11 protein-coding genes are annotated in these 12,684 nt (G+C 58.9%); 9 read left to right on the top strand and 2 right to left on the bottom strand.

Annotation, left to right across the window (positions count from 1 at the left end; genetic code table 11):
* Positions 1-31 precede the first annotated feature (31 nt).
* The 4 genes from cysK (at position 32) to OBACDRAFT_RS17830 (ending at position 5,437) form a co-directional block, all read left to right on the top strand.
* Positions 32-982, top strand: coding sequence for a cysteine synthase A (gene cysK, locus OBACDRAFT_RS17815; protein WP_043588002.1), 951 nt, complete (start codon positions 32-34; stop codon positions 980-982).
* 216 nt (positions 983-1,198) lie between these two features.
* Positions 1,199-3,472: a hypothetical protein gene (locus OBACDRAFT_RS17820; RefSeq protein WP_052362207.1), complete on the top strand. Its 2,274-nt coding sequence runs from the start codon at positions 1,199-1,201 to the stop codon at positions 3,470-3,472.
* Positions 3,473-3,702: 230 nt separating this feature from the next.
* On the top strand, positions 3,703-4,020 hold the full coding sequence (locus tag OBACDRAFT_RS17825; RefSeq protein WP_043588004.1) for a hypothetical protein: 318 nt from the start codon (positions 3,703-3,705) through the stop codon (positions 4,018-4,020).
* A 229-nt stretch (positions 4,021-4,249) separates the two neighbouring features.
* The gene (locus OBACDRAFT_RS17830) at positions 4,250-5,437 is read left to right on the top strand and encodes a pyridoxal phosphate-dependent aminotransferase (protein ID WP_043588006.1); all 1,188 of its coding nucleotides are present in this window, start codon (positions 4,250-4,252) and stop codon (positions 5,435-5,437) included.
* A 167-nt stretch (positions 5,438-5,604) separates the two neighbouring features.
* Here OBACDRAFT_RS17830 and OBACDRAFT_RS17835 read toward each other — a convergent pair whose 3' ends face one another.
* Positions 5,605-6,729: a substrate-binding domain-containing protein gene (locus OBACDRAFT_RS17835; protein ID WP_052362213.1), complete on the bottom strand. Its 1,125-nt coding sequence runs from the start codon at positions 6,727-6,729 to the stop codon at positions 5,605-5,607.
* Positions 6,730-7,331: 602 nt separating this feature from the next.
* Here OBACDRAFT_RS17835 and OBACDRAFT_RS17840 point away from each other — a divergent pair.
* From OBACDRAFT_RS17840 to OBACDRAFT_RS17855, 4 genes are all read left to right on the top strand, one after another.
* A complete protein-coding gene (locus OBACDRAFT_RS17840; RefSeq protein ID WP_043588009.1) occupies positions 7,332-7,997 on the top strand; it encodes a hypothetical protein in 666 nt (221 codons plus the stop codon).
* Between the two features lie 169 nt (positions 7,998-8,166).
* Positions 8,167-9,498, top strand: a complete 1,332-nt coding sequence (locus OBACDRAFT_RS17845; RefSeq protein WP_232767346.1) for a BNR repeat-containing protein — start codon at positions 8,167-8,169, stop codon at positions 9,496-9,498.
* A gap of 35 nt (positions 9,499-9,533) precedes the next feature.
* Positions 9,534-10,295, top strand: a complete 762-nt coding sequence (locus OBACDRAFT_RS17850) for a type II secretion system protein (RefSeq protein ID WP_232767348.1) — start codon at positions 9,534-9,536, stop codon at positions 10,293-10,295.
* Positions 10,296-10,348: 53 nt separating this feature from the next.
* Positions 10,349-11,185, top strand: coding sequence for a hypothetical protein (locus OBACDRAFT_RS17855; protein WP_043588011.1), 837 nt, complete (start codon positions 10,349-10,351; stop codon positions 11,183-11,185).
* Between the two features lie 24 nt (positions 11,186-11,209).
* Here the strand turns inward: OBACDRAFT_RS17855 and OBACDRAFT_RS17860 are convergent, their stop codons facing one another.
* Positions 11,210-11,494, bottom strand: coding sequence for a copper-binding protein (locus tag OBACDRAFT_RS17860; RefSeq protein WP_052362208.1), 285 nt, complete (start codon positions 11,492-11,494; stop codon positions 11,210-11,212).
* A gap of 88 nt (positions 11,495-11,582) precedes the next feature.
* On the opposite strand from OBACDRAFT_RS17860, the gene OBACDRAFT_RS17865 reads away from it, so the two are divergent.
* Complete coding sequence (locus tag OBACDRAFT_RS17865; protein ID WP_157837162.1) at positions 11,583-12,458, top strand: type 1 glutamine amidotransferase family protein; 876 nt, start codon at positions 11,583-11,585, stop codon at positions 12,456-12,458.
* Positions 12,459-12,684: the final 226 nt, after the last annotated feature.

A 12,684-nucleotide genomic window follows, 5' to 3' on the forward strand; every position in this document is an offset into this window, starting at 1 on the left:
CCCATCGGAGGCCGTTACAGCGTCGCCACCCATGTCAGCCCAGTTATTTCCCGACATCGTTTCCACCATTGGCAACACGCCCCTGATCAAACTCGGACGGATTGCCGCGAAGCTGCCTGGAAAAATTTACATCAAAAACGAGTTCATGAACCCGTGTTCGAGCGTCAAAGATCGCATCGGACGCGCCATGATCGAGGCCGCGGAACGCGATGGACTCATCGGACCCGAAAGCGTCATCGTCGAGCCGACCTCCGGTAACACCGGCATCGCCCTCGCCTTTGTGTGCGCCCAGCGCGGATACAAACTCATCCTCACCATGCCCGAGACGATGTCCCTCGAACGCCGCGTGCTCCTGCGCATGTTGGGCGCCGAACTCGTTCTCACGCCCGCGTCGGAAGGCATGCCGGGGGCGATTGCCAAGGCGCACGACATCCTCTCCCAGCATGGCGCGCGCGGTTACATGCCCCAGCAATTCGAAAACCCCGCCAACCCCGAAATCCACCGACGCACCACGGCGGAAGAGATTTGGGAGGCCACCGGCGGCAAGATCGATGCCTTTGTTTCCGGCGTCGGCACCGGCGGCACCATCACCGGCGTCGCCGAAGTCATCAAATCACGCGCCCCCCTCCGCGCCATCGCTGTCGAACCGGCCGCCAGCGCGGTATTGTCCGGCGGCAAGCCCGGACGTCACATGATCCAAGGGATCGGAGCCGGGTTTATTCCCAAGAATTGCAATACCTCCATCATCGACGAGATTATCAAGGTAAGCGACGACGACGCCCTCAACACCGCCCGCCAGTTGGCCGTGGAGGAGGGCATCCTCGGCGGCATCTCAACGGGCGCCAACGTCTGGGCCGCCTTGCAAGTGGCCGCCCGCCCGGAGTTCGAGGGCAAGACCATTGTCACCATTGCGTGCAGTTGCGGCGAGCGTTACATCTCCACCAGCCTCGCCGAGCGCGCCTGGCAGGAAGTCCGGGTGTAGCCCTAAAACACCGGCGGACATGGCCCGGCGCGCAGGGAAAAAGAACGCAAAACGCACCGTTTTCCGCCTCTCCTCCACCTTCCTTCAACTTTCCCTGCTGAAAACAGCTTGCCAGACCACTCAGGGCCGTGAAGCTGGCCCCTGCTTTAAATTCCTTGCAGCTTCCAAAAGAATCCAGCCACACAACCCGCGGGTACTACCCCGCTCGCATTTCGCATGGACGAGACACCAACTGAGAAACCCGCCGAGGGCGGCCTCAACAAGATTGATTTGACGCAACTCCAAGGCTTCAGCTTTGGCACGCAATGGACCGACGCGGGCAACCGTGGCTCCGGCTCCACTGGCGGCGGCAATCGAGACCATCAACGCCGGGACGACCGTCCGCGCCGTGAAGGCGGGGCCACCGCTGACCCACGTCGTGATCGACGCTCCTTCCGCAAATCCAGCGGTGACGCGGCTCCGGGAGCCGGCCAGCCCGCTGATTCCCGCGGCCCCGACTCGGGAGCCCAAGGCGGCGAACGCCCTCCGCGTCAACGCCGCGAAATCCGCGGCGGCGGGCAGGGCGGCGGCAACCGCGAAGGCGGCCACGCCGGCGAACGCGGACACGGCACATATGGCGGACACGGGCCGCGCCGGGATTTTCGCGGCGGCAGTCCGCGTCGCGAGGGCGGAGGCGCTCCCATTGATCGGGGGCCTTACATCAACCCGAACCTCAGCCTCACCCTCTACACCGAAGACGCCGGTTTCAGTGCGCTGGCCAAAGCCGTTCGCGCCTCCTGTCGCACCTACGAATTGTTTGATATTGCGCGTGTTATCGTAGAAAAGAACGACCGCTTCATTGCTCTCGTCCAGCGCAAGGCCCCCGAGCCCTCCCGCGCTCCTTCCGCCGCCGCAGGCGAAAGCACCGCCCCGACGGCCCCCGCCAAGCCCGCGCCCTTCTACATCTCGGTGCCCGACGGCATCCCCTTTGACACCGAAGAGGCGGCCATCCAGCACGTCATCACCAATCACCTCGGATTGTTCTTCCAGACGATCGAGGCCGAAATCGAGCCGCCGAAGGGCAATTTCCAAGTCATCAACCGTTGTACGGTGACGGGTAAGCTCCTCGGCCCGCCCAATTACCACCGCTACACCCAGATCGTCCAGCAACACCACGCCGCGAACATCCGTATGCCGTTCGAGGCCTATCGGGCAAAAATCGAAACCGTGCGCGACCCTGAGCTCATCAACCAATGGCTTGAGGAGATGAAAAAAGTCACGCGCTACGTATGGACGCCTCCTGTTTCCAAAGGCAAGCAAGCCGCCGCGGCCAAAGCGGCTGCCGCCAAAGCGACCTCAGCCCAAACCACTGCCGAGCCCGCCTCTGCTCCACCTGCTGCCGAGGACACGGACACGCCCGCTCCGGTCGAGGCCGAAGCCGGGACCGCACCCGTGGCTGAATCGACTCCCGCCAGTCCTGAACCAGCAGCGGCACCTGCATCTGTCGAGACTCCTGTCGCCGAGACTGAGCCTGGCACCCCGGCGGAAGCCGAGGCCGCCGCCGCGCCCGCCACGGCAGAGGACGCCCCCGCCAAGCCGGTGATCTCCTTCGACTCACTCGAAGAAGCGCGCAATTACCTGCTCACCCACGCCCGCGACAGAATCATCCGGGCCACTCATCAAATCCGCTATCCAGGCCGCCTGCTCGACAAATTGCCGCAAGGAGAACTGCGTCGCTCCATCGAAGGCTATCTGGAAAAACAACGTCGTTTCCCGCTGGATACCGCCAATGCCTTGCGTGGCCGCCTTCGTCGCGAAGGCTTCACCATCTTCAAAAAAGGCTCCAAAGGCATCAGCTACGTTTGCGCCGTGAAGCGCAAATTCCGTGTTCCCGGACAGGCGTTTGCCGACTCGATCGATGCGCTCATCCGCTACATTGAGGCGCATCCGATGGTCCGCCAGATCGACCTGCCCTCAAAATTCCTCGGCATCAAGTTCCCTGCACCTGCCGCCAAGGTGCCCGAGAGCGCCGAGGTCGAAGCCGCCGCTGCCGGAGCACCGCTGCCTGTGGCCGAACCGCCGCCCGCTCTCTCTCCCGAAGACCAGGCGCGGCTGAGCCGCATGCAAATGGATTTGCGCTGGCTGGTGGGCGAAGGCTACGTCACCGAGTTCCGCGACGGACGTCTCTTCGCGCCCGCCCCCATGGTGGAAGCGCGCAAAAAGGAGATCGAAGGCGCCGAGCACGACCCCGAGAATTTCCCGGAAATCCCCTCCTCGAATACAACGCCCGCGACTCCGCCCTCTGCGGCAGAGGAAACCGCCGGGGTTGGCGAAGAGGCGACTCCGGCAACGGCACCTGATGCTCCTGATGCCACCGCAGAGGAGCAACCGGCAACGGAAGAAACGGCCCCCGTTGCGGAGGCTGAAGAGGCTGAGACAGAGTCCTCCTCCTCCGTCGCGTCCGAACCCGAACCCGAACCCGAACCCACGCCGCCGCAGACTCAAAACTGAAGGCGGTAAACCGAAGAAAGTAAGGGCTCACACAGAGACGCAGAGGCGCAGAGAAAGAACTGTTTTGTTGTTTTTTTCTCTGCGTCTCTGGGGTTAATTCGCCTGCGGTTTTCGATGGCCCTTGCGAAATTTGATGTTGCCCTTGCATCCGAACGGCGAATACGTGGAGCTTCGTATTCGTAGAAAACTACAAAAACACTCAACCATCAACCACACGTCCAATTACCACCATGGCTAAAAAATCAGCATCCGCCGCTCGTCCGCTCCCCCTCACCCTTGACCTCTCGGCCACCCAGATCGCCAAGATCGAACAAGCCCGCAAGCAACTCGGCCTCGACTCCATCAGTGACGTCGTTCGCCACGCCATCGAATCCTACGATCCCTCCCGTTTCACGGATTCCGCCGAGGAGCACCGCCAGATCTCCGTGCGCATCCCCGCCCAGGCCAAGACGGCCCTCGCCAAGGCTGCCAAGAAGAACAAAGTCAGCGTCGCCAACCTCGTCCGCGCCGCCATCGACAACCTTCCCGCCAAGAAGGGCAAAAAATAAACCTTCGCGCCACATCGAGCGCACCACACCTGCCGCGCCCCACCAGGCGCGGTTTTGTGTGTTCACACTTCGGAGCGCCACGTCGCTTGCATTTTGGGTCGATTCGCACTCCCTCCCGATAGACTGCGGGTAAATTCGTGCGACCGGCCGGTCAAACCGAAACACCCTTCGGAAAATCATCAGGAAAACCAACAACCACACCAAACCCTTCGTTTCTCGAAAAATCTCCATGAGTTCTGCACCTGCGCCTCTCTCTGTCTGGGCCAAGAATATCTCGCCTTCGCCGACGCTCGCCGTCGATGCCAAGGCCAAGGCACTCCTCGCCGCTGGCGAGGACGTTTGCGGATTCGCCGCCGGCGAACCCGATTTTGACACACCCGAGCACATCAAAGAGGCCTGCATCGCCGCCCTCAAGGCCGGCAAGACCAAGTATGCCCCCACCCCCGGCATCGAGCCGCTTCGCCAGGCCATCGCCGACGACTACGCCGCCCGCCTCGGCCTCAAAGTCGCCTCCTCGCAAGTGATTGTTTCCCCCGGCGGCAAATTTTCCTGTTATCTCTCCATCCTCGCCGTCTGCTCCCCCGGCGACGAAGTCATCATCCCCGCGCCCTACTGGGTCAGCTATCCCGAGATGGCCAAACTCGCCGGCGCCAAGCCCGTTTTCGTGCTCGCCGACGACCGCACCGGCTTCCGCCTCACGCCCGCGCAACTCGAAGCCGCCATCACGCCGAAGAGCAAACTCCTCATCCTCAATTCACCCTCCAACCCGACCGGTGCCGTTTACACTCGCGCCGAACTGGAGGCCATCGTGGCCGTTGCGCTCAAGCACAACCTCTACATCATGTCGGACGAAATCTACGAGCACCTCCTCTACGATGGAGCGCAGCACGTTTCGCCCGCCACCTTCTCCGCCGAAGCCGCCGCGCGCACCATCATCGTATCCGGCTTCGCCAAGACCTACTCCATGACCGGCTGGCGCCTTGGCACCACTGTTGCCCCCGCGCCCATCGCCAAGGCCGTGGCCGAACTCCAGAGCCAGACCAGTTCCAACGCCACGACCTTCGCCCAATACGGCGCGCTTGCCGCGCTCAAGGAAAAGGAAAAAACGCAGGCCTCGCTTACGCAGATGCTCGCCGCCTTTGACCGCCGCCGCAAATTCCTGCACGCCGAACTCAACAAAATCCCCGGTGTGAAGTGCCTGCTCGCGCAAGGTGCGTTTTACCTGTTCCCGAACATTTCCAGCTTCGGACTCAGCTCGGCGGACTTCTGTTCCAAACTCCTCGAACAACAAAAAGTCGCCGCCGTCTTTGGCAGCGCCTTTGGAGCCGAGGGGTATTTGCGCCTCAGCTACGCCACGAGCGACGAGATCATCAAGAAGGGCGTCGAACGCCTCGCTGCCTTCTGCAAAACGCTCTAAACCTAGACCGCCTGCGGCGGTAAAATTTCAAATTTTCAACACGACAAATCCCAAAAGGCGGAAGCGCAACGGACGTCCCCCCCCCCCCTCCTGCAGCGCATGGTCCCTTTTGGGATTTGTTTTTTTTGCCCCCTTTGGGATTTGTCCCATTGGGATTTTCCCGGCGCTCAGCGCCGGGACCGCACCTCAGTCGGCGTGCGACCTGTACACGCCTTGAACGCCCGGCAAAACGCCGACGTATTCAAATATCCACTCAAGCGCGCCACTGCATCCACCTTGTAGTCCGTCGTTGTGAGCAACGACTGCGCGTGCTCGATCCGCACCCGCTCGATCTCCTCGCCGATGGAGCGCCCCATCACCTTGCGAAAGCGGACAAACGCATTTGTGCGCGACGCATGGATGTCATGGATGATCAACTCCGCCGTGATCTTCTCCATGAAGTGCTCGCGGATGTATTCCATGATCGCGGTCACGATTGGATCATCGCAACTCGTCCGCTCCGTCGAACGCCGCTTCTCGATTCCAAGCGGCGGAATGACGATTTCACGGGGCGCATTCTTGTCGCCAGCCATCAGGCGGTCGAGCAGACGAGCCGCCTCGTAACCGAGCTTGGAGAGATTCACGTCCACGCTGGAAAGCGGCACCCGGGCCATTTCACAGATGCCTCGGTCGTTGTCGGTCGAGAGCACCGCGATGTCGTCGGGAACGCGGTATCCAAGTTCCATGACGCCCTGTTCAAACACATCCGCCGCATAGCCGTCTGGGCTAAACACACCCACCGGCAGCGGCATCCCGGCCAGCGCCCGTTTCAGGCGTGCGGGCAGGATGGAGAGATTGGCCGCCGAGTATTCCCCCCAGCCATCGTAGTGAAGTGTTTTGATGTAATCTTGTTTTATGTCCAACGCTTCCAATTGCGCTTTGTACGCAGCGTTTCGCTTGCGGAGATTATATTTGTAGCTCTTCAAATCAAGGCCGAGGAAGCTCTTGCATCCGAGTGAGTGAAGGTAGTCGGCTGCCATCTGCCCGACCTTCTTGTGATCGACGATCACCCTTGCATCAGGGATTAATCCCTTTGCGCCGAGGATATCGACAATCTTGGCCCCAGGAAAAAACTTTCGCGCATCGAATGCGGTGTATTCCGTAGGCAGAATAATTAAGCCATCGAATACTCTGGGCGCTTTGGGAGGACCGGCCAGCAGAGTAGGGGGAGCGGCCAGAAGCCAGCCTGCTTCTCGTGCGTAGGCGCGCAGTCCGTGCCACAAGCTGGGCGCGGACCAGGTAAGGTAAATCATGACGCGTTTGGGGGAGGGCGAGGTGGAGCGTGGCCGTGGCATGATTAAACACTAGGCACATAATTTTATACACTGTGCAAATCTCGAAATGGTCTGTTTGGCGCGCTGGTGCTCAGTCCGACTCCGTGCTGAAACCGCGGCCTCCAGCAAGCATGGCTTAGCGACTAGACTGAACACTCTGCACATACTTTGGTTCACTGTGCAAAGCCCTTTATCTTGTGGAGTCGCCACTCGCCGGACTGTCTGGTGCTCATGACACCCATTCGCCCCGCTTTCGCTTTCCTTTCCGTGCCACTGGCCCCTGCTGCCACTCCGGCGACGTATCGGAACCAATTCGCGGTTCGTCCTGTGGTTTCCGGCGCACGCTTTGGACCTTTCGTGGCATGCTCGAAAACCTTCGCTGCCCGCTCGGCGACATTTAGCGCCTGCCCGCAAACAACCTCAACCCGCTCGAAAACACTTCGAGCCTGCTCCGAAACATTTCGCGCAGGCGAGGGAGTCCTCAACGCCTGCCTGCCAACGCCCTGAGCACGCTCCGTCGCATTGGCATTCTCACTGATTATTAACCCTTAATTATTAATTTTTAAATACTTAACATTCCCATGGGTGGTCAAAACTACATTCCCGCCAAGGACGAAGATTTTGATATTTGGCAACGTAACTTCATTATCAAGCTGTCGCCCATAGCAACACGACTTGGTATTCCAGAAGCCAGGAGCAACACGTTGGAAAGTTTGCAGGGCCAGTGGACGGATGCCTGGCTCACGGCCAGCGCTCCCGCCACACGCACTTCCGTTGCCGTCGAGGCCAAAAGCTGGGCTCGCAGCAATTACGAGGCCGAAATCCGTGCAGTCGTTCGTCAATACATCACCTACAACGATCAGGCGAGCGACGCCGACCGAATCAGTCTCGGCCTGCCCATTCACAAAGAGAGCCGCACGCCTGCTCCCGTGCCCACGACCTATCCCGATTACACCATCGACACATCGGTCATTCGCCAGCTCACCATTTACTTTCACGATCAAAACAAGACGAACAAGGCCAAGCCGGCCGGTACGCACGGGGCCGAGATTTTGTGGGCGATTCGCGACACTCCTCCCACCTCGATTGAAGACCTCACCCGTTCCGGTTTCGACACCCACAGCCCCTTCACCCTCACCTTTGACGAAAACCAGCGCGGCAAGATCGTTTATTTCTGCCTGCGCTGGGAAAACACCCGCGGCCTCAAAGGCCCGTGGAGCGAAATCGGCTCCGCCATCATTCCGTAAAAACGACAATCGCTTCCCACGCCAGAGACCACAGTCTGAACACTCTGCACATACTTCGGTCCTCTGGGCAAACCACAATCCCTTGTATCTTCTCTGTATTTTCCTCGGAATTTAACTTATGAAACCCTGCCTCGGCCTCCTTTCATTCGCTTGTAGTGCAATCGGCACTATGCTTGCAATGGCATGCCTGTCGCCCGTTTGTGTGGCGGCGGATGTTCGCATCGAACAACGCATCTTGGTTGATTCTGTCTGGTCAGGCCAGCCCGTGGGCTTCTCGCTTTTAACCGATACAGCCCGCCGTCTCCAATACGTCGGATATTATGATGATCAGCAAAACATGGTGGTCGCTTCCCGCCCTCTTGATGCCAAGACGTGGACGAAAAAAATTCTGCCCTCAAAAATCGGTTGGGATTCACATAACTACGTCACCCTCGCCATCGACAAGGAGGGGCATCTTCACGTCGCAGGCAACATGCATAATTCGCCGCTCATTTACTTCCGTTCCGCCATGCCAGGCGACATATCCGGCCTCGCCGCCATACCCTGCATGACTGGCAAACGTGAGGACCGTATGACTTACCCTCAATTCATCAACGGGCCCGACGGCGCATTGTATTTTACTTACCGCGACGGCCAAAGCGGACGCGGTTCCAATCTCTACAACCGCTATGATGAAAAGCGGCGTGAATGGAGCCGATTGATCGACACCCCGCTCTTTGATGGTCTGGGAAGAATGAGCGCCTATCCGGAAGGTCCCCTCCAAGGGCCGGATGGATACTGGCACATGGCGTGGCTGTGGCGCGACACACCCGACGCCGCAACCTGCCATGACCTTGGCTACGCAAAATCACGGGACCTTGTGCACTGGCAAACCATCGCGGGTAATCCCATTGCGCTTCCCATTTCTGCACAAACGCCCGGCGTCATCTTGGATCCCATCCCACCGGGAGGAGGCATCATCAATGGAAGTGGCAAACTCGGTTTCGACAAACAAGGGCGCGTGGTTGTCGCGTATCACAAATTCGATACCGAAGGAGCGACGCAGGTTTACCTTGCCCGCGCTGGCAACGGAACGTGGGATATCCGTCCCATCACGAAGTGGAGTTATCGATGGAAACCGAAAGGCTATGGTGCGATCAGATTCGACATTCGCCACTCCGGGGTGCAGCAAGACCTGTCCATCGGTCTCTACATGTTCCTCTACAACGCCCGTCACGGAGGAGGAAATTGGCGACTTGATCCCGACACACTTGCCCTTGGCGAACGTATTCCCGATGAGCAGGTGCCGAATCGTGTGCCTCCCGAACTCGGACACGGTGTGCGTGCTCCGCTAAAGCTGCTCACCGCCCGCGATTCGGGCAATCCCCCGTCCGGCATGCGTTATCTGCTGCGCTGGGAAGCTCTGCCTGAAAACGGTGATCGCCCTCGCGAAGGACCGCTCCCGCCGAGCCAGTTGGAGATTGTCACGCTCAAGATCATCACGCCCGTCCGGGCCGAATGATATTCTGTTTTTCACAATAAAAATCACAATTCGTTATGAAACCCATGCCCCGCTCCCCCCGTTTTCCGTCACCCTGCTTTCGTCCAAACAGCATTGATGGCCATCGTGCATTCACCCTCGTCGAACTGCTCACCGTCATTGCGATCATCGGCATTCTTTCGGCCATTCTGATTCCCACTGTCGGAAAAGTGAGGGAAAAAGCACGACAGACCACGTGCGGGCAACGCCTGCGCGTCATTGGCCAGGCCTTTGTCCTTTATCTCAATGATCATAAGGACCGGCTTCCTCCCCAAGGCGGCGCTGGCCAGCGCTGGCCGATTCACATCATGGAATACATGGGGCCATGGAAAATCAACTACGACTCCGACGGCAAAATAACGGGGGCGGTCGGCGGCAACCCAGTGACCGATGTGGTTTATCAAAGCCCGCTGTTTCGTGATCCCGCAAACGAAGGGCAGCCGGGAGGCCAAGGCACGTTCGGATACAATATGGTGCTCAATGAAGCGAACCAGCCAAACGGGCTTCCCATTACCCGGCTCACACAGCCGGGCAATTTTCCCGTTCTTGCCACCACTCAGGGAGACTCTGGCGGTGGATTCAACCTCCCTGCCCGCGGTCCGTCTCCAAGAGCACGAGACTTGTATGGATTTACCGGTACCGTCGACAACAGCGGCGCGTCTCCCAACTATGGACGCAAGGCCGTCTTCCTTTTCGCCGACTGGCATGTCGCGGCCATCGATGTTTGCGATGTCAATTCCTGGCCGTGGAACGATCCCGATGCCTTCATCGTTCGCTGACATCCCCCTCCTCCTTTCATCCTGCCACAAACAACAACCCGACTGACAACATCATGCATATTGGAAAACATCATACGACCAAGGCCATCGCTCTCTGCATCGGCCTTTTGACCCTACTCTCACCGCTTGCGACCAATGCCGCTTGGGGTGCCGGGACAATCTTGTTCGAAGACACGTTTGCCGGGACGAGTGGCACCAGCCTCGCCGCACATACTCCGACGACGTCCCTTATTCCCGACGCAGCCTGGATTACCCGCAGTTGGCGCGGTGAGCCAATCCTCGCGAATGCCTCCCCGGAACATGCCTCGGCCGTCAGGTTTCAAGGCAACGGAGCCGGGTTCGTTTCGATTGCATCCAACGGCGGTTACACGAAGCCGGAGAACATCACCCTCAGTGCCAGCCTGAGCGTTGGGACATTAAATTTCGTCGGACTTGGATTCTGGAGCACGCCCACGACAGGGAGTACCGATTCCATCAACGACTTCGTGGGCATTTACATCAATGGCAGCGGCGAGGTTCATGCCATGGAAAAATCAGCGGGTGTGGACGTGACAATTGGAGGCAAAATCTCCGGTTTTTCGACGAGTTCGTTTTATGAGGTCCTCCTGTCCGTCAATACAAGCACAGGTGCGCTCGACAGGCTGACAGTGAACGGCGTGGACTACACCGCCGCATTTCAGACCAGCAGCGTCACCGGCAGTGCTTTTTCCGGTACGGCCACCGCCTACGCCGGCTTTCTCGGCAGAGAAACAAGCAATCCCTCCGCTTATGGCTACGTGGACGATTTCACGATCTCCACAACGAGCAGCATCCCCGAGCCGCAGACTGCCATTTACCTGATTTTTGTTTTTCTCATGATCACGGGAATGCGCCTGTTTCGCCGCAAGTAGATGGTGCGCCTTGCGGGGAATCAATCAGTCCGCCAGCTTCACCTCTTCGAGCCACCACGCGCCGTCCTTGCGCACCAGCAGGCCCCTCAACACCTGGTTTTTCTTCGCCGTCTTGAGCGTCGCCTCATCGACCCGAAGCAGCATCGTCATGGCCTTCATCACGCCGGGCACCTCCTCGTGTTTCACGAGCAGGCCGCCCTTCTCCGGCAGCACCGAGACCACCACGCCCCAGAGCACCGGCGCGGACTGGTCAGCCTTGCAAGCCGGACAATTCGCGTCCGCGCGAACGGCGGTTGACGCCCAGGCCATCCCTTGCGGTTCGCTCCTGCGTTATTACGAGTTTTTCGACTATCCCGGCGTGGATGTGCTTGGATTGCGCAACACCCATTTCCATGTGGTGAAACAACTCGCTTCCGTCGCCCGCCAGTTTGGAAAAAACTGGCTGATGTCGGAGCTTTATGGATGCAGCGGCTGGCAGACGAATTTTGAGGATCACAAACGTATCGGTGACTGGCAGGCTCTCTTCGGCATCAACCTGCGGTGCCACCATCTTTCTTGGTATTCGATGGGGGGCGAGGCCAAGCGTGATTACCCGGCTAGCATCTCATTCCAGTCATCATGGTATCGTGAATACGAAAGGGTGGAAACCTACTTCAGCCGCCTCCACGTTCTTTTGCAGGCAGGCCAACCGCTTTGCGACGTGCTTGTCGTCCATCCTGTCGAAAGTCTCTGGGCGCAAATTCACGTTGGATGGGCCACATGGCTGCGCACGGTGGATTCGCATGTGCAGCATTTGGAGGACATCTACCGTAACGTTTTTACCTGCCTGAGCTGCGCCCAAATTGATTTTGATTACGGAGACGAGGAACATCTGGCCCGCCGCGCTTCCATCGTTCCTGATTCCGGGACGCTGGCAATCGGGCCGATGCGTTATCGAGTGGTCGTTATTGCAGGCATGGAAACCATGCGTGCAACAACGGTGGACCTGTTGCGTCGTTTTCATGATGCGGGTGGCAGGGTGATTTTCGCGGGACCTCCTCCAATGCATGTGAACGCACTGCCTTCTCCGGCAGTTGAAAAACTCAGTAATGAGTGCATTCAAGTGCCATTGGATGAAAAGGAGATCGCTCTCTCCGTTCAGGCGGCAAGTCCGGCAAGCCGGATGGTTCGTCTGGATGAGCGCGGGCGCGGACTGTTGTGTCAGGCTAGGCGCGAATCACAATGGGCCACTCAGGCGCATCATGCCGTGGAAGCCATTTTCAACCGATCTTGAGGGGCTTGTTGATGAAAACGGATTCGTTGTCGTCGAGTGGGTTTTAACACGCCGTAATACTTTTGGCCCATTGCATCTGGTCCCTGTGCAGCAAGACTCGATTGATCCACAACGTTTTCGTTCTAGTGGTTCGGAATGGAGCGACGAATATCAGTTGATCCCCGTTGGTCTCGCGCATCCTCCGAGGCTGCGACTTTAGTCTTTTCCGTTTGTTCTGAACATTCGG

It is taken from the genome of Geminisphaera colitermitum TAV2 (assembly GCF_000171235.2).
Lineage (GTDB): Bacteria > Verrucomicrobiota > Verrucomicrobiia > Opitutales > Opitutaceae > Geminisphaera > Geminisphaera colitermitum.

Excerpts from the sequence above, each read along its gene's own strand:
- cysK (WP_043588002.1), top strand. The coding sequence starts at position 32 with ATGTCAGCCCAGTTATTTCCCGACATCGTTTCCACCATTGGCAACACG.
- OBACDRAFT_RS17820 (WP_052362207.1), top strand. The coding sequence starts at position 1,199 with ATGGACGAGACACCAACTGAGAAACCCGCCGAGGGCGGCCTCAACAAG.
- OBACDRAFT_RS17825 (WP_043588004.1), top strand. The coding sequence starts at position 3,703 with ATGGCTAAAAAATCAGCATCCGCCGCTCGTCCGCTCCCCCTCACCCTT.
- OBACDRAFT_RS17830 (WP_043588006.1), top strand. The coding sequence starts at position 4,250 with ATGAGTTCTGCACCTGCGCCTCTCTCTGTCTGGGCCAAGAATATCTCG.
- OBACDRAFT_RS17835 (WP_052362213.1), bottom strand. The coding sequence starts at position 6,729 with ATGATTTACCTTACCTGGTCCGCGCCCAGCTTGTGGCACGGACTGCGC.
- OBACDRAFT_RS17840 (WP_043588009.1), top strand. The coding sequence starts at position 7,332 with ATGGGTGGTCAAAACTACATTCCCGCCAAGGACGAAGATTTTGATATT.
- OBACDRAFT_RS17845 (WP_232767346.1), top strand. The coding sequence starts at position 8,167 with ATGCTTGCAATGGCATGCCTGTCGCCCGTTTGTGTGGCGGCGGATGTT.
- OBACDRAFT_RS17850 (WP_232767348.1), top strand. The coding sequence starts at position 9,534 with ATGAAACCCATGCCCCGCTCCCCCCGTTTTCCGTCACCCTGCTTTCGT.
- OBACDRAFT_RS17855 (WP_043588011.1), top strand. The coding sequence starts at position 10,349 with ATGCATATTGGAAAACATCATACGACCAAGGCCATCGCTCTCTGCATC.
- OBACDRAFT_RS17860 (WP_052362208.1), bottom strand. The coding sequence starts at position 11,494 with ATGGCCTGGGCGTCAACCGCCGTTCGCGCGGACGCGAATTGTCCGGCT.